Origin of the sequence: Marinobacter antarcticus (genome assembly GCF_900142385.1) — a bacterium.
GTDB lineage: Bacteria > Pseudomonadota > Gammaproteobacteria > Pseudomonadales > Oleiphilaceae > Marinobacter > Marinobacter antarcticus.
Window position 1 is genome coordinate 681,438 of the sequence record NZ_FRAQ01000001.1, and the last position, 22,770, is coordinate 704,207.

24 protein-coding genes and 2 riboswitches are annotated in these 22,770 nt (G+C 53.6%); of the genes, 16 read left to right on the forward strand and 8 right to left on the reverse strand.

Annotated features, from left to right (window positions below):
- The first annotated feature begins 406 nt into the window (after nt 1-406).
- A complete protein-coding gene (locus tag BUA49_RS03225) occupies nt 407-3,310 on the forward strand; it encodes an LVIVD repeat-containing protein (protein WP_175547543.1) in 2,904 nt (967 codons plus the stop codon).
- Between the two features lie 81 nt (nt 3,311-3,391).
- Here the strand turns inward: BUA49_RS03225 and BUA49_RS03230 are convergent, their stop codons facing one another.
- Nucleotides 3,392-4,054: an OmpW/AlkL family protein gene (locus BUA49_RS03230; RefSeq protein ID WP_072795474.1), complete on the reverse strand. Its 663-nt coding sequence runs from the start codon at nt 4,052-4,054 to the stop codon at nt 3,392-3,394.
- A gap of 348 nt (nt 4,055-4,402) precedes the next feature.
- On the opposite strand from BUA49_RS03230, the gene BUA49_RS03235 reads away from it, so the two are divergent.
- From BUA49_RS03235 to BUA49_RS03260, 6 genes are all read left to right on the forward strand, one after another.
- A complete protein-coding gene (locus BUA49_RS03235) occupies nt 4,403-4,825 on the forward strand; it encodes a Replicative DNA helicase (RefSeq protein ID WP_072795475.1) in 423 nt (140 codons plus the stop codon).
- A 109-nt stretch (nt 4,826-4,934) separates the two neighbouring features.
- Nucleotides 4,935-5,303 carry a hypothetical protein gene (locus tag BUA49_RS17610; RefSeq protein ID WP_072795476.1) on the forward strand — a complete coding sequence of 123 codons (369 nt, stop codon included), beginning with the start codon at nt 4,935-4,937 and terminating at the stop codon, nt 5,301-5,303.
- Between the two features lie 487 nt (nt 5,304-5,790).
- Nucleotides 5,791-6,252: a DUF2231 domain-containing protein gene (locus BUA49_RS03245; protein ID WP_175547544.1), complete on the forward strand. Its 462-nt coding sequence runs from the start codon at nt 5,791-5,793 to the stop codon at nt 6,250-6,252.
- 54 nt (nt 6,253-6,306) lie between these two features.
- Nucleotides 6,307-6,816, forward strand: a complete 510-nt coding sequence (locus BUA49_RS03250) for a YeeE/YedE thiosulfate transporter family protein (RefSeq protein WP_072795478.1) — start codon at nt 6,307-6,309, stop codon at nt 6,814-6,816.
- Nucleotides 6,813-7,415, forward strand: coding sequence for a DUF6691 family protein (locus BUA49_RS03255; RefSeq protein WP_072795479.1), 603 nt, complete (start codon nt 6,813-6,815; stop codon nt 7,413-7,415). Before BUA49_RS03250 ends, BUA49_RS03255 begins: the two co-directional genes overlap by 4 nt.
- Before the next feature lie 20 nt (nt 7,416-7,435).
- A complete protein-coding gene (locus BUA49_RS03260; RefSeq protein WP_072795480.1) occupies nt 7,436-8,224 on the forward strand; it encodes a fused DSP-PTPase phosphatase/NAD kinase-like protein in 789 nt (262 codons plus the stop codon).
- Between the two features lie 86 nt (nt 8,225-8,310).
- Here BUA49_RS03260 and yccX read toward each other — a convergent pair whose 3' ends face one another.
- On the reverse strand, nt 8,311-8,589 hold the full coding sequence (gene yccX / locus BUA49_RS03265) for an acylphosphatase (protein WP_072795482.1): 279 nt from the start codon (nt 8,587-8,589) through the stop codon (nt 8,311-8,313).
- Nucleotides 8,590-8,749: 160 nt separating this feature from the next.
- Here yccX and BUA49_RS03270 point away from each other — a divergent pair, with 160 nt between their 5' ends.
- From BUA49_RS03270 to BUA49_RS03285, 4 genes are all read left to right on the forward strand, one after another.
- A complete protein-coding gene (locus BUA49_RS03270; RefSeq protein ID WP_228704464.1) occupies nt 8,750-8,971 on the forward strand; it encodes a zinc-binding dehydrogenase in 222 nt (73 codons plus the stop codon).
- 68 nt (nt 8,972-9,039) lie between these two features.
- Entirely contained in the window at nt 9,040-9,750 is a 711-nt protein-coding gene (locus BUA49_RS03275) for a pseudouridine synthase (protein ID WP_072795484.1), read from the forward strand.
- A 95-nt stretch (nt 9,751-9,845) separates the two neighbouring features.
- Nucleotides 9,846-10,199, forward strand: a complete 354-nt coding sequence (locus BUA49_RS03280; RefSeq protein WP_072795486.1) for a YkgJ family cysteine cluster protein — start codon at nt 9,846-9,848, stop codon at nt 10,197-10,199.
- Nucleotides 10,200-10,244: 45 nt separating this feature from the next.
- Nucleotides 10,245-10,535 carry a sll1863 family stress response protein gene (locus BUA49_RS03285; RefSeq protein ID WP_072795488.1) on the forward strand — a complete coding sequence of 97 codons (291 nt, stop codon included), beginning with the start codon at nt 10,245-10,247 and terminating at the stop codon, nt 10,533-10,535.
- Between the two features lie 72 nt (nt 10,536-10,607).
- On the opposite strand, the gene BUA49_RS03290 is transcribed toward BUA49_RS03285, so the two are convergent.
- Together BUA49_RS03290 and ltaE are read right to left on the reverse strand one after the other, a co-directional pair.
- Nucleotides 10,608-10,802 carry a CsbD family protein gene (locus BUA49_RS03290; protein WP_072795490.1) on the reverse strand — a complete coding sequence of 65 codons (195 nt, stop codon included), beginning with the start codon at nt 10,800-10,802 and terminating at the stop codon, nt 10,608-10,610.
- Between the two features lie 727 nt (nt 10,803-11,529).
- Nucleotides 11,530-12,540, reverse strand: coding sequence for a low-specificity L-threonine aldolase (gene ltaE / locus BUA49_RS03295; RefSeq protein ID WP_072795492.1), 1,011 nt, complete (start codon nt 12,538-12,540; stop codon nt 11,530-11,532).
- Between the two features lie 178 nt (nt 12,541-12,718).
- On the opposite strand from ltaE, the gene BUA49_RS03300 reads away from it, so the two are divergent.
- Nucleotides 12,719-13,174 (forward strand): CopD family protein, encoded by a 456-nt coding sequence (locus BUA49_RS03300; RefSeq protein ID WP_072795494.1) that lies wholly within the window; start codon nt 12,719-12,721, stop codon nt 13,172-13,174.
- A gap of 11 nt (nt 13,175-13,185) precedes the next feature.
- Here BUA49_RS03300 and BUA49_RS03305 read toward each other — a convergent pair whose 3' ends face one another.
- Both BUA49_RS03305 and BUA49_RS03310 read right to left on the reverse strand, forming a co-directional pair.
- Nucleotides 13,186-13,605 (reverse strand): universal stress protein, encoded by a 420-nt coding sequence (locus BUA49_RS03305; protein WP_072795498.1) that lies wholly within the window; start codon nt 13,603-13,605, stop codon nt 13,186-13,188.
- 161 nt (nt 13,606-13,766) lie between these two features.
- Complete coding sequence (locus BUA49_RS03310; protein WP_072795499.1) at nt 13,767-15,206, reverse strand: sodium:solute symporter family transporter; 1,440 nt, start codon at nt 15,204-15,206, stop codon at nt 13,767-13,769.
- A 98-nt stretch (nt 15,207-15,304) separates the two neighbouring features.
- A riboswitch (TPP riboswitch) is annotated at nt 15,305-15,412 on the reverse strand.
- An 80-nt stretch (nt 15,413-15,492) separates the two neighbouring features.
- Nucleotides 15,493-15,588: riboswitch (TPP riboswitch) on the forward strand.
- 58 nt (nt 15,589-15,646) lie between these two features.
- Between BUA49_RS03310 and BUA49_RS03315 the strand changes: the two genes are divergently transcribed.
- From BUA49_RS03315 to BUA49_RS03330, 4 genes are all read left to right on the forward strand, one after another.
- Nucleotides 15,647-16,420 carry a 3-oxoacyl-ACP reductase gene (locus tag BUA49_RS03315; RefSeq protein ID WP_072795501.1) on the forward strand — a complete coding sequence of 258 codons (774 nt, stop codon included), beginning with the start codon at nt 15,647-15,649 and terminating at the stop codon, nt 16,418-16,420.
- Nucleotides 16,420-17,730: an LLM class flavin-dependent oxidoreductase gene (locus BUA49_RS03320; protein WP_217650395.1), complete on the forward strand. Its 1,311-nt coding sequence runs from the start codon at nt 16,420-16,422 to the stop codon at nt 17,728-17,730. Before BUA49_RS03315 ends, BUA49_RS03320 begins: the two co-directional genes overlap by 1 nt.
- 143 nt (nt 17,731-17,873) lie before the next feature.
- Nucleotides 17,874-18,644 carry an SDR family NAD(P)-dependent oxidoreductase gene (locus tag BUA49_RS03325; protein WP_072795503.1) on the forward strand — a complete coding sequence of 257 codons (771 nt, stop codon included), beginning with the start codon at nt 17,874-17,876 and terminating at the stop codon, nt 18,642-18,644.
- Nucleotides 18,645-18,805: 161 nt separating this feature from the next.
- Nucleotides 18,806-19,726 carry an LpxL/LpxP family acyltransferase gene (locus BUA49_RS03330; RefSeq protein ID WP_072795505.1) on the forward strand — a complete coding sequence of 307 codons (921 nt, stop codon included), beginning with the start codon at nt 18,806-18,808 and terminating at the stop codon, nt 19,724-19,726.
- A gap of 4 nt (nt 19,727-19,730) precedes the next feature.
- Here BUA49_RS03330 and mltF read toward each other — a convergent pair whose 3' ends face one another.
- Complete coding sequence (gene mltF / locus BUA49_RS03335) at nt 19,731-21,119, reverse strand: membrane-bound lytic murein transglycosylase MltF (RefSeq protein WP_072795507.1); 1,389 nt, start codon at nt 21,117-21,119, stop codon at nt 19,731-19,733.
- A gap of 318 nt (nt 21,120-21,437) precedes the next feature.
- On the reverse strand, nt 21,438-22,604 hold the full coding sequence (locus tag BUA49_RS03340) for an AI-2E family transporter (protein ID WP_072795509.1): 1,167 nt from the start codon (nt 22,602-22,604) through the stop codon (nt 21,438-21,440).
- Nucleotides 22,605-22,770: the final 166 nt, after the last annotated feature.

Sequence of the window (22,770 nt, forward strand, 5' to 3'; positions counted from 1 at the left end):
TAAATCCTGAAAGTTCGGTTCATCTTGATGATTGCCGGAGCGCATACGGAGACGGCAGACTCACAACAAATTGTCATTTATTCCATTATTTCAAGTTCTTGCCCACTTTATTTGACCTTCCCCATTACAAAAACAGCAAATGTACCTTGCGTGGCAAGTAAAGCGTCAAGCGTGTACGTTGTTTATAAATCACTCAATCTTGATACGCGTCAACGTTACAAAACCTTGCAGGCGGACAATGAGTGATGCGCATTGAACCGGTATGCGCGTTGAATGATTTAAGGCACCGAAAGATGCCAAGGAGTGAACAGTGATGAATGTCAGGTCTAAAACAATATCAACAGCGAACCTAGGTATTAGTGCGGTCATTGCACTGCTCTTGAGCGGTTGTGATGGCGGTAGTTCATTGAACGGGACCCCGACAGGACAGGTCATTGAAGAAGCCTTCCTGACGGCGAAAGCGGTCCAGATCGGGGGCGCGACGACCGCTGTAGCGCGCGCCGACATGGGCGATACCGATTGGGCGGTCTACAACATGGCCAACCGCTTGGCAATGACCCCGATTGAGACCACCGCCGGCGCAGTGCACGAGATTGAACTGGAGAGCTTCATTCAGGATATCCTGGTGGTTCCCTATGAGACCCGCATCTACGCTTTGGTTGCCGTCCGGGAATCCGGCATTGCGGTGGTGGATATCACCGATCCCGCTGCCATGCAGGTCCTGCATACGACCCCGGTCAATTACTATCAGGATGGCATTACTTATGCGGAGGGCGGTGGTGACCTGGTGCCCGACGTCATCATCGAAGGCCACGGTTTCATAAAGTCGCTGGAAACCGACGGTACTGACCTGTGGATTGCCGATGAAAGCTACGGCATTCACCGCACTGCACTTGCCAATGTGATCACCGAAACACCGGTTACTGAAGACGACGGTACTCTGAAGATCGATGCAGAGGCTTTCACTCTGCAATACTCGGGAGAGCACCCATGGGGCGCGCCGGCAGACTTGCAGCTGCACGAGGATGGCAACCTGTACGCTGCGATCGGCTTCCTCGGACTGGGCATTTATAACCCTAGTACGCTGGAGCGTGTGGGCTATTACAATCTCTATACCGACGATTCTGTGACCGAGGATTGGTTCCTCGCCATGAATGTCGATAGTGAAGTACAGCCGGGCTTTATCGACCCGACCACTGGCATGCCTGACTACAACCAGGCTTCCTTCGAGATCAAGGAAGTCTGGCACGGCGATGTTGATGCCCCCACCCCGTGGGCGGACTTTGACCGCTACGGCAAGTATTACTACAAAGCGAATAAGCTTGATGTAGAAACCCTTGGGTCTGTCGGCAGCGAAAAGACTCTGGTCTACCTGGCATATGGCCTGGGGGGCCTCGTAGCGGTCGATGCAAGTGATATTAACAACATTACCTATGAAGGTTATGCTCCTGCTGTGCCGGCTCATGGCCCCGACGAGCCCACCGGTGAGCAATCCCAGAGCCTGTTCCCCTACTTCGGGGTAGGTATGCTCAAGGAAGCCGGGGTCATTGATGTTGAAGTGGACAAGGACAACAACCGGGTGTTTTATGCCGACCATTTTGCCGGCCTCGTTGCGCTTGATGGCGCTGATTCGCCAGGGGTCAGCTGGAAACAGGCTGGCGGACCCTTCGACAATGATGACAACCCCCTTCTCCATTGGCCAGACTACGAGTTCGTCACGTCTTACGACATGGGCGCCTGGGACGTGGACGATAACGAGTCGCTGCCAATCTGGATGTATGGAGCCCCGAGCCTTCTGGTCACTGGTGAGGTCAGCGGTCACGGCAACAGTCTGTTCCTGATGCCCACGCCCAGCGATGCAACCGGCGGTGTGGATGTGGTTCAGGCGACGGGAGCTGGTGGTCTCAATTTCATGGATATCGGAGCCCTGACGCCGCTTCCGCTTCCTCCTTCGTCGGATGTCGACATGGCGACTAGGTTCACGGTACCGGCCTATTTTGCCAGCACCACAGAAACCTTCGCTGACGCCGATGGTTCGCCCTCCTCGCCCCTGGCGATTGGTCATAGCCAAGGCGTCGCAACCAGCGGACAGTACCTGTATTTGGCGGATGGGCCCCACGGCATGAGCGTATGGCAAATCGCCGACGCCAACGGCAATGCAATGGATGAGCCGCACGTGGTCGCCAACACCGTGGTGGATGAGTACGAGGTCGACAACCCAGATGGTTCGACTGTGTACCCAACTCCCCATGCCTACAACGTCATTCTGAGTGAAGATGACAGTCTCGCCCACGTTATGTCCCAGAGCCTCGGCTTGCGTCGGGTAGACATCAGCTCGGCGGAAGCCGGTCAGGGTGTGCCAGGTGCGCCCTTGTTGCTGACGCCGCAACCGTCGGACTTCTATGAGCACAATCTGGACTCGGGCTCGTACGGCGGCATCAAGCGCCAGGACCACGCCTATGATGTGGATTTCCATGGCGACTATGCCGTTGTAGCAGATGGCAGCAACGGTCTGACTGTCTATGATATGACCATGAATCCGGCGGATGGCTCAGGTAGCCATGTGGTCGCCAATCTGGGCGCCGGGACCGGTAATCCGCTCCTCGGTCGCGCATCCGGCGTCGAACTCTGGACCAACCCTGCCGATGGCAAAGTTTACGCCTTCGTCGCCGCCGGACACTCTGGCATTGCAGTCGTCGATATGACCGGGCTGCTGGTTGACGGCGTAACTCCAGGCATGGAACTGATCAAGCTCTTCCAGCCGGTCAAGATTGAGGAAGAACTGGACGGAACCGTCCATATAGGCAAGGCGGACAGCCGCAGCGTTGATGTGGATGTCATTGGTGACCATGCGTACTTCAGTTACGGCGGGTTTGGCCTGCTGGCATACAGCATCGACGATCTTCTGGAACCGCTGCCTGACGGTGTGGATCCGACCAAGATCTGGACCATGGGTGGTTCAGGCGGCTATGACTATCGCCCTGAGGCCGTGGCCCAGTACCGGCTCCAGACTGAGCCGGGGCTTGAGGACTCTGATCCGGAGGCCCTGTACATGACACCCCAGTATTTCCCCGCCGACAAACTGTTGATCGACGGTGAGGGCAACTGGTACACACTCGACGAACCCAGGCTGCTGTTCTACGTCGCTTATGGAGAAGCGGGGGTTGCCAAGCTCGACTGGAGTGATCCGGCAAATCCGATACTGATGGAGCATCAGCAGACCGTGGGTGAGGCGACCGGAACTGCCATCGCTCATGGAAGGGTCTATGTGGCCGATGGAGGCGGTGGCATGGTCATTTTCCGTCAGTAACCAATCTGCACCATAAAAGAAAAGGCCGGGATATTCCCGGCCTTTTCTTTGCAGACTCCAAAGCTTCAAGACAACTTTTGTTCAGAATCTGTAGCCGGCACTGAGTGTAAATATCACCGGATCCACTTCCAGTTCGATGTTTTCATCGACGGCACCACTGAAGTCGGCAGTGGGCTTTAAATCAATATAGCGCAGGTCAAAACTCACTATCAGATTGTTCAGGAAAGCCATCTCAACACCGGCAACTGCGGTGAGATCTACCGTATCCTCAAAATCTACCGCAAGACCTGGCACCTTCATATCTTCATCATAAAATCGGGTGTAGGCCACACCAACGCCAACGTAAGGCGTCACCGCGGAATAATCGTTCAGGTAGAAATTCATCGTCAACGATGTCGGGATCTCCTTGACCTCCGCCAGTTTACCCAGACCAAGCTCTTTCAGCCGATTGTTACCCTCCAGATTATGCTGATAAGGCAGAGACGTTGTGAGTTCTACGGCCGCATAATCGCTAAGATAATAAGCTGCCGATGCACTCAGAGTGACCGCATTATCCAAACGGACACCACTTCTGGGAATGGCACTGAAACTGTCGCTGCCGGAATCCGTCTCCATCGCGCTGACACCTGCCCGTATTACCAAATCGCCAGCGGCAGCCATAACTGGCTGACTCACTACTACCGCGCCCACTGCGGCCATCACAACCGCGCACCGCAAACCGCTAACCAAAGAATTATTGTTCATGATTCCTCTCCTGTGGAGCCTGTTACATCCGAAAAAAACAACAACAACGCTTCCAGTGTAGATGTTCACGGACAACATCCTTTGATGAGCATCAAACAAACTGGTCAATTTGCGATCAAACCGGTCAAGACCTCCGCCATCTTTCAGCGCCTAAACCGTATTGGACGAGCTGTTTGAAGAGATCGAGATGTGAGAGGCTAATCCCCAGGAAGTCGAAGAGGCAATTCTCGCTCCAGGCTCAAAAGCGCGGAATGTCCGTGGTACTTTGTCTGTAAGCAAGTGCAAACAGATTGGGGTCGAGGTATTCGGGAAAATTGATTCTAAAGAAGAGGAAAAAGGTAATGTTAAATGATTAATACGAAAATATATAAGTCCGTCTATAACTTAGCTGAAAAGCTAATGGAGGCTGACAAAAACGGTAATAAAGAGGCATTCGATTCGCTCTATGCAGAGTTGAAGTCTATTTGCACCGATAACGAAAAAACCGGGAAAGACCATCCAGAGCAATGGGAAACACTTGCTGACTTCACAGAAAATTCGGAAGACGCTCTGGCAGGCTACGAAAAAGCTCTGGAAAAAGCTGTTGCTATCAATGCGAAAGACCATATGTCATCGATCGCATTTTCTATGGCTACATTGCAAATTGAGTTAGGTCAAACGGACGCAGCTATAAAAAATCTACAAGACGCAAAGGTCAGCGCTAATAAAATTGAAGATAGTGAATTTAAAATGGAAATAGATAAGCTGCTTGAAAGTCTGTTAGCCGACTAGGTCCTTTATGTTGCGAACAGGCATCGCCCGCAGCGTTCCTTTCGGGCCGCCGCTTTGCTGCGCGCTATGTTTCAGCCGGCTCCATCATCAATAGGCGTTTGTAAAAATTATGAGTAAATCCCTGAAAGCGGTTCTGTTATCAGCCTTAGTATTTCCAGGCATTGGGCATTTCTCATTAAAGAAGCCGCTGCAAGGTTCGATACTGTCAGGCATAACAATTGTATGCATTTATTTTTTGCTTGCAGCTGTCGTGGATATTGCACAAGAATTGGCATTAAAAATTCAAAGTGGCGAAGTTCCTTTGGATGTCATCCAAATAAGTGAATTGGTATCTCAGCAGTTGGCTGGAAGTAATGGTCAACGTGTCAGTATCCCTTCTCTATTGTTAGTAGTTTGTTGGGTTGTAGGTGTTATTGATTCTTTTCGTATTGGGTGGTCGCAAGGAAAAACAGCGGATACTTCCAGTAAAAAAACATAACAGGGCAAGCAATCCGATGCTGGACTTCCAGCGCTTTTTGTTGACAGCGTGCGCAGGCAGGTCAACTATGGCGAGTGGTTTCCTTTCCGACCGTCCGTAATGTCAGCCAGTGCAGGTGACGCGCTTCATGGACGATACTCTTTACGTTATTCGAACTTCGACTTTGCGGAGCATACTTGGCCCCTTCTTTAGCTCAATGTGTACGCCATCAAATCATATTCATCCTGTCGCTGGCATGTCTGCTGGTGATTGTCAGCCCCTTGCATGCGGCATCTTCACTTCCGGAGCTGATCCGACAGCGGTTGGAATCCCCCTCGTTGACCGTGTTGTACTACAGTGTAGTAACCAAGCTTGAGGGCGCAGTCATGAGCGTCACTTTATTATGAGGAACATGGGCCGCGTTAATAATCCATTAAGGAACATCAGGTTTAATGTGGGTAGTTAGCTTCTATTCAGTTTTCAGAGCCGCATGACAAGGAGAAATACTGTGAGTCTAGCCCATATTCATCCCATGATTGTTCACTTCCCCCTCGTGCTTTGGCTTTTGGGAGTCCTGATGCAGTTGAGCGTCGTAGCGCGCGGTGGCGCACTGGTTTCAGACCAGTGGGTTGCCCGTTCGGCCTTCTGGGCCCTCCTTCTGGGCACTGTGGCCGCCGGTGTCGCGGCGATCTTCGGAGATATGGCTCTGGAGATTGCAATGGACAAAGGCTTCCCCCTCGAGGCGCTGGAGGCTCATGAGGAAATCGCCAGCACTGCGTTATGGCTCTTTGTGGCGATCAGCGCGTGTCTGGTTTTCGTGCGTTGGCGGGGTATGCATCTCAAGCCTGCCCTGAACTGGGGCCTGGTAGGGTTGGGGCTGGTCGGTCTGGTCGTGATGTTCTACGCGGCCTACCTGGGCGGCCAACTGGTCTATGACCTGGGCGTAAACGTGAACGCGGTCAGCAACTAGGGCTCTGCGCCCGTTGCGTCGTCGGGCGTACATCTTTCAGATAAGGAGTGTCACATGTCTCCACGAGCATTTTGGTCACCCTTATGGGCCGGTATCGGCCTGGGAGTGGCTCTATTTCTTACGTTTGTTCTGACTGGCCATGGGCTTGGAGCAAGCGGCTTTTTCACGCGTCTCACGGCGGATCTTGGGCAATGGATTGCTCCCGAGCTTACCTCCAATAATCGCTATCTTGGCGATTATCTGAGCAATGGTTCGCCACTTCAATCCTGGATTACCTGGGAAGTGGTTGGCGCCTTTGTCGGCGCCTTGGTGGGCGCATTGTCCAGTCACCGATTCAGGCCGCAAATTGAGCGCGGAGCGTCCTCAGGGCGATCTTCCAGGATCTTGATGGCATTGCTTGGCGGTATTCTTACCGGCCTCGGTGCGCGACTTGCCCGGGGCTGCACCAGTGGTTTGGGGCTTTCCGGTGGCGCTGCTTTGGCCGTCGGTGGCTTTGTGTTCCTGTTGTGCTTCTTTGCTGCCGGCTTTGCGTTCAGTCTAATCGTGCGGAGGTACTGGCAATGATCTGGCCACTTTATGATTCTGGTGTTGCCTCCGGTCTGCTGGCTGGTTTCCTGTTTGGATTTATACTTGAAAATGCGGGCTTCGGAAGCCCCAGGAAGCTGACGGGGCAATTCAGACTTGAAGACTGGTCTGTCTTCAAAGTGATGTTTACTGCAGTCATCGTTGCGGCGGTGTTGCTCTGGCTGACACAGCTTCTCGGGCTGATGCCGCAGGGCAGCTTTTATGTTCCAACACCGTTTTACCTCGCCATGGCTGTCGGGGGCCTGCTCATCGGTGCAGGGTTTGCTATAGGCGGTTATTGTCCGGGCACCTCTGTGGCCGGGCTGGCAGGCGGTCGTTTTGATGCCCTGGTATTCATGTTTGGCATGGTGCTGGGCACGGCTTTGTTCGCTGCCTGGTTTGGTCCGCTCGAATCCATCTATCTGGCCGCTCAGGGGCCACAGGGACAAACACTGATGGACCTGACCGGTATACCTGAGTGGCTTATTCTCCTGGTGCTGGCAGCGATGGCGTGGGGTGGTTTCAAATTGGGGAGTCGTCTGGAGAAAAGATTTGGAGGCCCTTACAAGGCCAGTGATTTATACGGTGAAGACAGATAACAGAGAATAGGAGACGAGTCATGAATATTAACCGTTTCAAGCGAGCAGCCCTTCCGTTCGCGATTGCGCTTGCATTGGGGGGAGGTCTCACGGCATGTTCTGATTCCCAGAATGCTGCGAATGCGCAGCAGGAGAGTCAGGCGGCCAGTGCCAACCCCTGCGCCGCTGCCAATCCGTCCACCAGCTCTAATCCATGTGCAGCCGCAAACCCATGCGCTGCAGCCAAATCTTCTGCATCCGCTAATCCCTGTGCAGCTGGAACGAGCAATTCTCAGCAGGTTAGCACTGCGGTACCCAATCCTCCGGCACAAGCAAAAGGGGATCGTGGCCTGCCATTTGCCATTGAAAATGACTGGAAGGCTGCTCCGTATGGCGATGCGATGCCAAATGTGGTGGTTAACTACAATCGCCCGGCACCCTTCATCGCAGCGGGTGGTCATGTTCAGAAAGGCGCCATGGTGCAACTGAAACAGCAGGGCTTTAAAACGGTGGTGAGTCTTCTGACCGAGTCCGAAGGTGTCGGAGATGAGGAACAGGAAGCGCATCAGGCTGGCCTGAATTTTTATGGGCTGGGAGTGTCCACCCGGGCGCCCAATCGCGAACAGGTTGACGCCTTTGCGCGTATCGCCGCCAATCCGGCGAACTATCCGATTCTGGTACATTGCGCCAGCAGTAACCGGGTAGGGGCCATGTGGGCCTTGTATCGGCACAGTGTTGGCGTTCCGGCAGAGATTGCCATTGAGGAAGGGCGTGCGGCTGGTCTGGAACAAAGCCGGGAAGGCGCTGTGCGCGAGATGATGGGGCTTTAAAGGCCAGGGAAGGTTCTCATCTGCGAACAGCCGTTTATTATTTTCGCAAGCCGGCGAAATGGGTTGTACTACTGACAGGCTCTTCCTTAGCCCCGAATACTAAATCCGGTAAATCCCCCTGCTGGTGTTTGCTCTGAAACGTTAACAGAATCCACGTTCGCGGCAGGGGGGCCATCATCACACCAGGTCTTGAGCTGAGCCAGCTTGTCTTCTGTTCCCTCTGCAACAACCTCTACCCGTCCGTCGGGTAGATTGCGGGCATATCCTGTAAGGCCCAGTTCAACTGCCCGAGCCTGGGTCGATGCACGGTAATAGACGCCCTGAACGTGGCCGGAAACCAGAAGACACCAGCGTTTGATTTCCATAAATTGTCCTTTTAAGGCGGGGATGTCAGGCTTTGCTTGAATCTAACGGTTCAAGGTGGAAATGTTCAAGGAGAATAGCGGCCGCAGGTCTTAACAACACAGAGATCAATACGAGACTTGGTTGGTATTCCTCTTCAGTTAACGACGCAACTAATGAAGCATCGGAAGCGAAGGCAGAGCCGACCACGCCAAAGATCGAGAAGCAGTTTTTCCAAATATCGTAAGATACATAGAGCAGGGTGAAATTCAGCCGGTTTTAGCGAAGACCTTTCCCTTTTCTGAAATTGCTGAAGCTCAAAAGGAGTTTCTTATGAAAAAGCATGTGGGTAAATTTGTTCTGATACCTCAACCATTGCGTTACTGCGATCGGTACAGCGAGTGAATATCCGTACAAGTGCAGGCAAGGGATGTTCCTGACGCCGCGCCCCATGTGATGGATGTAATCATTTTATGAAATCCAAGGTAAGTCGGCTCGATCGTTTCATTAGCCAGAATAGTGTTTTCTCGCTTTCAGACACGCGTCTTTTAATTGCTCAAAAACGGATTTTTTTGGATGGGCATGCAGCGTATTCAATTCAGCAAAAAGTGACGGAGTTCACTCATGTTGTATTGGATGGTAATTGCTTAAAAGATAACAAGCCCGTTTATATGATGCTGAATAAACCACGGGGGGTTGTTAGCGCGACTAAAGACCTGAAACATTCTACCGTGGTGGATCTTGTTCGGCACCCTCAGAAGAACGAACTTCACATTGTTGGGCGCCTGGACTTGAATACAACAGGTCTGGTTCTGTTGACCAACGATGGAGCATGGTCGCGCAAGATAAGTTTGCCCGAGACAAAGCTCGAAAAAACCTATGAGGTCACCTTATCTAAGCCATTAACTGACGAGTATATTGTTGTGTTTCGAGAGGGTGTTTATTTTGGTTATGAAAATATTACAACTCAGCCTGCCTGTTTAGAGATACTCTCTGAGTACACCGCAAGGCTCTCCCTGATTGAAGGCAAGTATCATCAAGTCAAACGGATGTTTGGCTTTTTTCAAAACGAAGTGTTGGCACTTCATCGGGTTTCTGTCGGGCACATTTCCCTTGGGGGGCTTGAGGTGGGACACTGCAGGCAGCTTACCTCAAGCGAGGTTGCGATAATTCAGAATCATTGATATTTTGATGTTAAAATCACTTTATAAATGAAAAGCGACTACTTTTTACTGGATTTTGTTTAGGCTAAAAACAGCCTGAAAAATGGAAGTTATAAATGAGTAATAATCGCAATATTATCGCGCGACTGCGCGAGAGCATTCCGTCGTTCGAATGTGTGCCGGGCTGTCACGATTGTTGCGGCCCGGTAACTACGTCCTCGGAAGAAATGTCACGCCTGCCGGTGAAAACGGACGCCGAACATGACGCAGCATTAGAGGATCTTAGCTGCGTGCACCTCGGTCCAAATGGTTGCAATGTGTACGCTGAGCGTCCGTTGATCTGCCGATTGTTTGGCACAACACAAAATATGCCCTGCCCAAACGATCGTCGCCCAGAAGACATGGTTGACTCCGAAATTGAGCGTCAGGTCCATCACTACATCGCACACACACGGCAAGTGTTAGTGTAGCTATTCTTGATGGCGCGTAATCCAAACCATAGGAAGGAAAATATCATGAGTGACAAAGAACTGTATCGGCAGAAGAGACAGGCTCAGTTGGATGAATGGCGGGCGGAGGTGGACAAGCTCAAGGCCAGGGCTTCAGGGGCTAGCGCAAACACTCAGCTAGAAATGAACAAGAAAATCAAGTCTCTGGAAAGCAAGATCGAAGAAGGTAAGGCAAAGCTGTCGGAACTTTCTGATGCCAGTGACGACGCTTGGGAGTCGCTTAAGGACGGCGTGGAATCTGCCTGGGATACTTTGAAGTCTTCGGTTGGTGATGCTGCCGCGAAATTCAAGAAATAGGCAGTGGCCTGAAAACCGGCACCTGCCTGACAGCAAGCACCGGTTTTTAAATATTATTACGACTATAAAAGCCTAGAAGTCAGAAAGCTTTTTCCATTCTTTCTCGGCTTCATCTTTTTTCATGCCGTACTTCTCTTGGATTTTGCCAATAAAGTGGTCGCGACGGCCGGCTATTTCATCAACATCGTCGTCTGTCAATTTGCCCCAGTTCTCGCGGACCTTACCTTTGAGTTGTTTCCAGTTACCTTCAATGATGTCGTTGTTCATAGCAATTTCCTCGCTTTAACAGGGCAGTAAATAAAAAAGAACACTGCCATTATGAAAGGAATATCCGGTTTGCAGTTCCTGCAGCAATCCGTGACGTCGGCATTTAAATTGCCATAGGGATCTTTGTTTGACAATGCTTTCAGTGTTGCGATTAATTCATACTGTGGTGACGAAAACTCTCAAGACCCGCAGGTAGCCATAAACGCCTGAACAAAACCCTGCAAAGCAAAGCTTGCCTGCTGGAAGCTGAATACACAGTGGTGCTCAAGGAGCAAAGCTTCGAAGTGCGTAGGTATAGTGAAGAGAGTTACCGAAGCAACTGGGATAAGACGGAATGAGGTTTTAGTGTCTGTTGAGGTTCAGTAATCCTGAGCAGAAATGATACCTGCCAATTGCATGAGGGGCGTTTTGCGCTCTACTCTGAAAACGTCCCTCACGTAAGGCGCTATATATCGTATTGATCTCAGTAACCAAACATCAATAATGCTATTGATTTTTTTCTTAATTCCCTAGTACGTTAGTATCACTTTTCTTTGATTTCTTGGCCGCTTTTTTTTCTTTTGCAGTTAAAAGTGGCTGCTTTTTCGTGTCCTTTTTTTTGTCTTGTCCTTTACTCATTGTATCTACCTCTGTTGATACGTGCGTTGACATCAATGAAAATTACGACGTCGATCACGCTGAAATATCATTATGGCCCCAATTACGAGCAACTGAAAGCAATTGAATATCACGACTGATAAAACTGCCGGATGGCGTCTAGCAACTGGTCTACATTGGCACGGCTTACATCCAAATGAGTTACAAACCGGATGGGGTCGCCCGCTGTGATGAGGATGCCCTGGTCGGTCAGGTAGTCGCGCAATGCCATGGCTTGGCCGGCACGGCATCGAGCGTAGACGATGTTGGTCTGGGTTTTGGCCGGGTCGATTTCCATCTGTGACATTTCGGCGAGGCCTGCGCTCAGGTACTCAGCATTTTCATGATCCTCATGCAGCCGGAGTGGCCCTTGCTCCAGGGCAATGCGCCCGGCGGCAGCCAGTATGCCGGCCTGGCGCATGCCTCCACCAACCATTTTACGCAGGCGAGTTGCCCGCTCGATAAAGGCTTTCGAGCCCAGTAGCAGGGACCCCACCGGGGCACCCAGGCCTTTCGAAAGGCAAACGCTTACAGAGTCGTAGTGTTTGGTTATCTCGGTTACATCGCAGTTGGATTTGACTGCCGCGTTGAATACCCGGGCGCCATCAAGATGCAGCTGCAATTGGTTCTCGTCGCAGAAAACGCGCGCCTGGTGCTGGTAGTCCAGTGAGAGCACCTTGCCGCCAATGGTGTTTTCCAGCGATAGCAGGCGTGTCATGGCGTAATGGAAGTCATCGGGTTTAATGGCTGCGCGGGCTTTGTCGAGGTTGATGCTCCCATCGGGGTTGTTCTCTATCGGCTGAGGTTGCACACTTCCCAGAACAGCAGCGCCACCGCCTTCATAACGGTAGTTGTGCGCCGCTTGGCCACAAAGGTATTCGTCCCCCCGGCCGCAGTGGCTCATGATGGCCAGCAGGTTGGCCTGGGTGCCGGTGGTGGTAAACAGGGCAGACTCAAAGCCCAGTCGTTCGGCCGCATAGGCCTGCAGGCTGTTAACCGTTGGGTCGTCACCGTAAACATCGTCACCGACTTCGGCGGTAGCCATGGCTTCGCGCATTTTTCGGGTAGGGCGGGTAACGGTATCACTGCGTAAATCAATCATGGTGAAGGCGCCTTTTGAGTCATCGGACGTATGGCATTCGTATATAACGGGTCCAGATGGATTTCATGCCATCTTATCCTATTCACTCTTGAGGCGTTGTGATGTCTGATAGACGGGTTGCTGTGGTAGAACATGGGTTCTGGACGTTTGACTTTTTTACCTGCCGGGAGGCTTTTTTATGAGTTTGGCGATTGCGTTACATGTGTTGTCGGCGGTTATCTGGGTAGGCGGTATGTTCTTCGCCTACATGGCGATGCGCCCGGCGGTGGTTGCGGTAGTAGAAGCATCCCAGCGCGGAGTGCTCTGGTATGAGACTCTGTCCCGGTTTTTCCGCTGGGTCTGGTTGGCAGTGGTGGTGTTGCTGGTGACCGGTTACTGGATGATTTTCAGTGTATTTGGTGGCATGGCCGGGGCAGGCTGGCACATTCACGTGATGCAAACCCTTGGCCTGATTATGGTGCTTCTATACTTCCATGTTTACTTCGCGCCTTTTCGCCGGCTGAAGCATGCCGTCGCTGAGAATAACCCAGAGGAGGGTGCCCGCCGGGTAGGTCAGATCCGCAAGCTGATTGGTATCAACCTGGTCATTGGCATTGTGGTGGTTGTGATTGGTGCCGGCGGACGCTACGTGTAAGCGGTTTGGCTCTAACGCACGATAAAAACCGATACGTTGCTGTGCTTGACGATGTTTGCGCCATTTGAGTGGAGAAAATGCAACTTGTCTCCGATCCCTGGCGGGTGGGAAGCCATAATGACCAGGTCTGCACCTGTGTCCTTGATGGCTTCCAGCAACCGGTTTTCCAGCTCCACAGCGGTGTCTGCAGTTGATATCACTTTGCTGTCGGTATCAATGCCGTGTAATTTTCCGTGTTCTTGCGCAAAGGTGTTAAGTTTTTCCGCCAGCTCTTTCGGATCGTGTGCCGCGGCAGAGGGCGCAGTGTTGGTGACTGTGATATAGCAGAGTGTGGCGTTATAGTGCTTGGCGATGTCGATCGCGGTGTTGAGGGCTTTCGACATTTTCTCCGTGTGTGCGAGGTCGACGGGCACGAGTATCTTGCTATACATGGCGCTTTTCCTTATCCCGATTCAAGTGTTGAACCATTTTCTTCTGCTATCAAAAGCGTGGCAGCATTTACCGGATATATCCAACCAACGAGTCCCGGATGCAAACCGGGGCTATTGCCCTGCACATTACAAGCCCCGTTAAGCCCGCAAGCGCCTGCGTTTTACCCCTCAAGATTCCGTACTCGCTGCGCCAGTATGGAAAAATCGAAGAGCCTTCCTTTGGGCAGAAGCAGCAGTAGCAGCGACACTGCAATCGGCACCAGTGCTGCCAGCAGGAAAGATTCCAGTAAATACGTGGTGGGTGCGCCCGGTGCCGGGAATACTATAAGCCCGGCAACCAGGCCGGCGAAGGTGCTGAGTGCGGCGTTGTAGCTTTGGTAGCGGGCGTTGTAGAAGCCAAAAAAGACCGGGAATGCCGCTGCGCAGCACAACAGATCTGCCAGCAGGAACAAGTAAAGCACACTGTAGCCTTGCGCGGCGACGAACAGCACCGGCACCGACAGCAGCACGATCAGCCAGCGCGACAGCGACAGCAGGCTATGGTTACTCAGTTTTGGCAGTAACCGGCGCAGGTCTACCACCATAATGCTGGTCAGCCCGCTGATGGTAGAGTCGGCGCTGCTCATAATCAGGGCCAGCCCGAAGGGCAGCAGGCCGATGGCAAACCACAGCGGAACATCCGCCAACAGCACGCTGAACAGGGCTACCGAACCATCACCCGGCAAGTCCAGCCCCACAAAAGCCAGCCCGAACAGACCCATGATGAAAATAATGGGGAAGCTCAGCAGGCCGCTAATGATGAAGCCGTTGCGGATGACCTTGTTATCGCGGGCGGCGAAGATTCGCTGCCAGGTTCCCTGGTAAAACAGCCCGGTCAGCACCACCGCGATAAAGAACGTGAGGCCGGATTTCAGGCCGTTGATGTCCAGGGGATCAAGAAGGTGTGGTGCTTTTTCCTGCAAGCCTTGCAGCGCCGGGGTCAGACCACCTGTGGCTTGCCAGCCGAAGCCGATCAGCAGAATCAGAAAGGGCAGGATTACCAGCATCTGCACCCGGTCGGTAAAGATGGTCACCCGCAGCCCGCCGTACAGGGTGTAGAGCAGGGTAGCGGCCATCACAATACTGGCGGTAAGCCAGAGGGGCACCGGAGCCAGCAAGGCGACCATTTTTGCAATGGCGGTCAGGCCTGCGGTCAGGCTGATAAACAGATAGAAAACCATAATGACCAGCACGAAACCGTACATCACCCGGCCGTAGCGGCCGAGCACAAACTCGGTGAGGGTGTGGCCTTCGGGCATCAGTGTGCGAATGCGATTCCCCAGGGGGATCATAATCAGACGTGGCGCCAGTGCGCCCAGGGCGTAACCGGTAACAGCACCAATGCCGCCCCAGGTCGCGGCCTGCGCCGGGCCAAACAGAATCCAGGTGCCCAGAGTGGTGGCCAGTAGCGTCAGCAGAGTGGCGGAACTGCTCTGGCTGTTACGGGCGACCAGAAAGTCGTCCAGTTTGTCCTGTTTTCGGCGGGCGTATATCAGGCCAGGTATGGCAAACAGAGCGGCGAATAAAACCAGCCACACAAGTGCGGTAGAGGAGCTTAACATCGGGTGTCTTCCTTGCCCTGGAGGCGGATAACGCAATCGTCAAAAGTGGCTTACCACCGGGACAGTCGCGAAGGAAGAAAGACACACACAGGCGTGCGTAAAGCGGCGCTTTCCTTCCCTTCGCCGGCATTACCCGGATCAGGTTCGAAGGGTTACCGCATTGCATGCGGAATCTCAGCCGTTAACCGGCTCCCCCAGGATTGTAGACAGAGTAGGAAGTCTGCCAGTACTTGTCAATTGCAGGTATCTTGGCCTACATAACCGCACATCTGGTGTGTTATGGTTTTGATTCGACACGGGGTGTCCTGCTTGCAGGGCTGAGATAACACCCGTTGAACCTGATCCAGTTCACACTGGCGAAGGGATGTCAGCCGCAGGCGTCCGCCAGATACAGCGCCGCATCTGTCACTTCATGCCTTCGCCTCAGCTATGAGGTGTTTATGTACAAATCCGTCCGTCTTGATCAACAGCTGGTTTTAATAACCGGTGCTGCCCGCGGCTTGGGCGAACACTTGGTGCGCGCGTTTCTGCGCGAAGGCGCCAGCGTGGTGATCAACTACCGTAACAGCGCCGAAGCGGCGCACAGGCTGGCCAGCGAAGAACCTGTACGTGCGCTCGCGGTTCAGGCTGACGTCACCGATCGCGCGGCAGTGCAGGCGATGTTTGCCCAGGCACGACAGCATTTTGGAACGCCGGTGACCACGGTGATCAACAACGCCTTGCCGGACTTTTCATTCAACGGCGATGCCCGCCCAAATGCGGATCAGCTGACCTGGGAAAATCTGAACCAGCAGTTTGCCGGTGTGGTGGGCGGTGCGCTGAACACTACCCAGGCCGCACTGGATGGCATGCGTAAAGCCGGCTTTGGCCGCATTGTGAATGTGGGAACGAATCTGTTTCAGAACCCGGTGGTGCCTTATCACGATTACACCGCAGGCAAAGCGGCTTTGCTGTCGCTCACCCGCACTCTGTCGCAAGACCTGGGGCCAGATAATATCACCGTAAATATGGTCTCCGGTGGCCTGCTGCGCACCACCGACGCATCCGCCGCTACGCCTGAGGCGGTATTTGATTTTATCGCTGCCAGCACGCCGTTGCGGAGGGTAACCACGCCTTCGGAGTTTGCCGATGCCACGCTGTTTTTTGCCTCGCCCTGGGCACGCTCGGTCACCGGGCAGAATCTGGTGGTGGACGGCGGTTTGGTGAAAAACTGATGGCAGCCTCACAGTCGGAACAGCGCATGATGCACATCAACCTGTTCCTGATGGGCTGCGGCCACCACCGGGCTGCCTGGCGCCATCCGCAATCGGCTGTGGAGCAGTTGGGCGATATCCGCTATTACGAGCGTCTGGCGCAAACCGCCGAACGCGGCAAGCTGGACGCAGTGTTCTTTGCCGATAGCAACTCGGCGGGTAATGTCTCCGACGGCAGCTGGTGGTATCTGGAGCCACTTACGGCCATAGCGGCCATGAGCAGAGCTACAGAAAACATCGGCTTCATCAGCACCGTTTCCAGCACGTTTTACACACCGTTCCACGCCGCCCGTCTGGTGGCCTCACTGGATCACATTTCCGGCGGGCGTATTGGCTGGAATGTGGTCACCTCGATGTTCGATGTGGAAGCACGCAACCACGGTTATGAAGCCATGCCGGGCCATGCCGAGCGCTATCGTCGCGCTGACGAATTTGTGCAGGCGGTGCTGGGATTGTGGGATTCCTGGGCCGATGACGCCCTGATGTTTGATCGCCAGGGCCACTATGCCGACCCGGCCAAAGTGCGGCCCATTAACCACAAGGGAGAGTTTTTTCGGGTGGATGGCCCGTTGAACGTTCCCCGGCCGGTGCAAGGGCATCCGGTGCTGTTTCAGGCAGGAGCCTCGGAGCAGGGCCGGGAGCTGGCGGCCAGATGCGCAGAGGCAATCTACGCTGTGGCTTACGACTTGCCGGCGGCTCAAAGCTACTACCGCGATATCAAGCGGCGGGTCAAAGCGGCCGGGCGTGATGTTACGGTGCCGATCATGCCTGGTTTGGTCACCTACGTGGCACCAACCGAAGCGGAGGCGTTGGCGAAGCAGCGTGAGCTGGACGAGTTGTTGCCCTCCGAAGCATCTTTGCGCCAGCTGGCCATGTTCATTGATCAGGACTGTTCTGGCTGGGATCTCGATGCGCCGGTGCCGCCCCTGCCGCCGCTGGAAGAGTTTAGCGGGCCGCAAGGGCGTTACAGCACCATATTGCGCATTATTGAAACCGAGCAACCCAGCCTGCGCCAGTTGCTGGGCCGGCTTGCAGCGGGTGGTGGCCACTGCAGCATAGTGGGTACACCGGGGCAGGTTGCCGACAAAATGGAGCACTGGTTTAACAACGACGGCGCCGACGGTTTCAATCTGATGCCGCCGTCTTTGCCCTCCGGTATTGAGGACTTTGTCGAGCAGGTGGTGCCGGAATTGCAGCGTCGCGGGGTGTTTCGTACCGAATACCAGGGCCATACCCTGCGAAGCCATCTTGGATTGGCGCGGCCTGAGTGAGCACCGGTGTAGTTGACACCTTCAGGTTGCTGTACTTGACTACCTAAAGCATTGCTGCGGTTTACGTTTCCTCCGCGGCCTCTGGTTGCTCCAGCGGCAACGGAACGTCTGCGTTAGGCAACTCACGATGAAAGGAGATAACCGTGAAAAGAGTAGAGGGTAAGGTAGCTGTAGTAACAGGCGGCGTATTAGGCATAGGCCGGGCAACTTCTCTGCTATTGGCACAAGAGGGAGCAAAGGTTGCCGTCGTGGATATCAAGGATGAAGAAGGCCAGGACGTTGTAGACGAGATTGCAGCTTTTGGCGGAACAGCAAAATTCTGGCACCTGGATACCACAGCGGAGGATGAGGTCAAAAGCGTTTTCGCTGATATTGTTCGTGAATTTGGCAAGATTGATGTTCTCGTTAACAACGCAGGCATCTCCGGGGTGGATAAACCTACCCATGAAATAACCGAAGAGGAATGGGACAAAGTTATAAGCGTTAACGTTAAAGGTGTTTTCCTCTGTGCCAAGCATGCGATCCCATACATGCAGAAGGCTGGTGGTGGAAGTATTATTAACATGTCGTCTATTTATGGCCTTATAGGCGCTGGGGATATCCCTCCGTATCATGCGTCTAAAGGTGCCGTTCGGCTGATGAGCAAAAACGATGCTCTGCATTATGCAAAAGACCATATCAGGGTTAATTCAGTGCACCCCGGCTTTATCTGGACACCCTTGGTAGAAGATCTGGCAAAAAGATCATCTGAGGGAGTTAAGGCATTCAGGGAGCATCTCGACAGTCTTCACCCGATTGGGCATATCGGGGAGCCAGATGATATCGCCTATGGTGTTCTGTACCTTGCTTCAGACGAATCTAAATTTGTTACCGGCAGTGAGTTGGTTATAGATGGAGGTTACACCGCTAAATAACGTTGAGCGCCCATGCTATACCTGACAACACGAATCACCTGACGCCCTCAGCGCAGGTGGTTTCTGATTACGCACATTGACCTTTTGATTTGTAAATGCAACTACAAAGTTGGCAGGAACTGTGGCAGGCTCATTGTCCGTTTTTGAGCAGGCAGTGATGTATGCCCGGATCTTCCAGTAAAAATAAATCGCCGCTGTGGCATGTGCGTTTTTGGCCCTCATGGGCGCTGGTATTCGCGTTATATCTGCTGTCATTTTTGCCTATGTCTTCCAAGCAGAAGCTGGGAAGGCGGCTGGGTTGTTTCCTGAGTAGCAAACTCAAATCCCGTGCTCGGGTTGCTGACCGCAACCTGGACATCTGCTTTCCCGATCTGGACAAGGAAGCCCGAAAACAGCTGGTGCAGGATAACTTCATTGCATGCAGCCGCGGCTTTCTGGAGAGTACCCATGCCTGGTGGCGCGATACGTCGCCCTATTGCGAAGCTGCCGATGTGCAGGGGCTGGAGTATCTCAGGGAAGCGCAAAGCAAGGGTAAAGGCGTGCTGTTGATTGGCGGTCATTACAGCATTTTTGATTTCGCGTTACCGCTGGTTGCCTGTCACCTGAAAAATCCCGGGTACGTCTACCGACCCAACAATAACCCGGTTATTGATCGTATGATCGAAAAAGGCCGTCGTCGCCATTTTGGTATCCGGCCGTTCACCAAGCGTGAATTGCGGCCAATGGTGTCTTTTTTGAAAAAGGGCGGTGAAATCTGGTTTGCCTGCGATCAGGATTTTGGCGGAAAAACTGAACTGTTCGTGCCATTTTTTGGTGTCGAAACCGGGTGTATTACTTCCCCAAGCTACATCGCCAAGGTATCTGGCGCCTCGGTGATTTGCGTCAGCCACCTCCGGATGCCCGATGGCGGCTATCGTGTGGTGTTCTCGCCGATACAGGCCGATTTCGGAGTCGACAAGCATAAGGATACCGAGGTCTGGAACCGGTACATTGAGGACACCATTCGTGAACAGCCTGATCAGTATTTATGGCTGCACAAGCGCTTCAAAACCCGCCCCGAAGGGGTAGGTAAAGTCTATTGAAAGGCTAGTCGAACGCCGAGCTGATGACATCGCGATAATTCCGGATGCGCTGCACATAGTGCACCGGCTCATAGCCACGTGCGTAGCCATAGCGGGTACTCGGGTAATAGCGTTTGTCGGCTTTTAGCGGCAGCACCTCTTTCATATCGTCCCAGGAATCCGGGTTTTTGCCCAACTCCCGTGCCAGCTGGCGGGCGTCCAGAAGGTGGCCGCGGCCAATGTTGTAGCTGGCCAGTGCCAGGAAGGTGCGATCCGGCTCTGGAATGGTATCCGGCAGCCGGCGATGGCGATCTGCCAGGTAGCGGGCGCCCCCATCAATGGCGGCTGTGGGGTCGAGGCGATCCATCACGCCGAGGGATTCTGCCGTACGCCGTGTCAGCATCATGATGCCGCGAACCCCGGTGGGCGACACGGCGGATGGGTCCCAGTGGGATTCCTGATAGGCCAATGCGGCCAGCAGATCAGCTGGCATGCCAGTGGCGATTTCGGCCTCGGAGAACCGGGTAATAAAACCCGGAAGGCGTTCGTCAATGCGGCGATTGAGCGCCCGGAGGTCGACGAAATCGAACTCGCCAATGTAGGCGTAATAACGGCTTTCGACGTAACCCATGGCTGCGTCGCCCTCTGTGCTGTTCATCCATTCATGCGCCGTTCCCGCCAGCTCCTCGGAGCCTGCCGGCAGATACCAGCCGAGGTTGTTGCCCTGGGTCAGGTTCATGGCCACTTCCAGATGGGGGAAGTGACGGCGCATTACCTGAACAATATTGGAATCGGCCACAGTGCAGTCAATATCCTGCCTGGCCACGTCGGAAAGCAGTACTTCTGTCGTTTTACTTTCGTCTTCGATAAAGGTGATGCCTTCGTGCTCGTCGGCAAGCTTATTCAGCGTTTCCACGTAGCTGGAGCCGGCTGTTACCGCAATGCTGATGTTTGGCATATTTTCGGGTTTGCGGGGCATCGGGCGCATTGCCCGGTGGCACACCAACTGCTCGACAATTTCTGTGTGGGCGGGGCCACGGGTGAACTTTTCGCTTCGTGATGGCAGGTGTGTCAGCCCTGCGGCGGCCATGTGGGTGTTGCCGGATTGCAGCGCCTGCAGAACGGCAGCGGTTGAATCGTACATGGTCCAGTTAACTGTCCAGCCCTTGCTGTCGGCAAACTGTGATATCAAGCTGTATTCCGGTCCGACCGGGTTTTCATGGCGGTCAAGATAGTAAGTGGTGGAGCCGTTGCGTGTAGCCACCTCCAGGACACCAGTCTCTTCCGGGGGAGCTAGCTGTTCTGATGGTTTGGCACTGGCGGCAGAACCAGCGTTGCCCTGGCCGCAGCCAGTCGTAATAATGAAGGTAAGCGGAAGAAGCACTCCCCCCAACACTCGCAGCTTGTGAACCATAGAAGACCTCAGCGTTTGATTTCCCTATTTTTACGTACCTCCCGGAACAACATATCACATTGATTTCAAACAGCGTACGCAGTGGAGAGGTGGTTAAATTCATCAAAAAACGATCGTCTTATGCGATTGGCTATCTTCGCTTGCAGCTCGGGAAGCTGGGCAGCGTTGATATCACCTTTTTAGAAGGCGAGGACCCCCGCGAGTGGAGTCTGGCGAAGGAGACTGGTGGTCTGTTTTTTGAGACCTTGCCCGACGTGTTAAACAGCAAACCCCTTGCAGTCTTGATGGAGGGACGATTTGTGATGGCTCGTACTGACATTACTTGCCTAATAACTCGCCCACAGGCCGCAGATTTACCACATGGTCACACAGCGATTTTATGATCATCAGGATCGGTGTCGCGATGATCAACCCGACCGGGCCCCAAAGCCAGCCCCAGAACAGAAGCCCGACAAAAATCGCCACGGCATTGAGGCTTGAAACCTGGCTGGTTAACCAGGGTGTCAGCAGATATCCCTGAATGCTGGTGACCACCAGTGACGTACCGGCCACAATGATTGTCATATTCAATTCACCAAACTGGATGAACGCCGCAACGCCGGTGCCAACAAGCACCAGAAACGGCCCCAGATAAGGAATGGCACTGGCGACACCTGCGACCACGCCCCACAGCATGGCCTGCTCCACGCCCAGGGCGAGGAACGCCAGCCAGGTCAGCACGCCTACAAACAGAGCGCCGACTAGCATCACGAACAGAAAGCGCCGAACCTGATGGTGGAATTCGTTCATGATTCTGGCGGCTTTGCGCATTCGCCCGAACGAGGGGCCGGAGATTTTCACAACTTTGCGTTTATAAAGCGACCCGGCTGCCAGTATGAAATACACCAGTAACAGCACCGAGAAAAACTGAGACACAAGCACGATTGCGGCAGGCGAGCCCTTTAACACGTATTCCTGAACGTCCATCGGTTTATCCACCACCCGAACAGGCGTTACGCCTTCGTGCGCCGGATGCCTGCTACTTTCGCTCTGCGCGGCAGACTCCTCGATTTTCTTTGCCGCCGCCTGGGCCTTTTCCATGAGGCCCTCTTCTTTATCGGGAGATCTGGCCTCTTTGCGCTGGAACTCGCTGATAGCCAGAGGAACTTTGTCCAGCATGGCCATAGCTTCGCGTTGCAGAGGAATGCTTGCAGCAGCGATAGCGCCGAGCATCAGGACCATTACGATAGCCGCGCTCAGTGGCCGGGGAATTCGGAGGCGATCAAGTGTCGATACCAGCGGGTCCAGTGCATAACTGATCATCACTGCAACCACCAAAGGAAGCAGAACGGCTTGTGCCCAGTCAATAAAAAAGAGGGTGGCGATGCTCGTGAGAGTAATCAGCGCCATGCTGCGGATGTTTACGGCTTCAAGCAGCGCAGGTCTGGGCGCATCGCTGGTGTCGGCATCGGTATTGCTGAGCTCGTTTTGCTTGTTGCTTTCCATGTCTGCCACTGTTCTTTGCCGGTTTTATATTCTGTTTATTGTAGATGGCAGTGGCGGCGTGCGAACAAAAACAACAGATCTGTAATGAGGCAGCAATTCAGTGAGGTTAAGAAATGATGCTCAGCCACTGCTTTTTTGTTTTGCGTCACAACAATGCCCCCTCCTA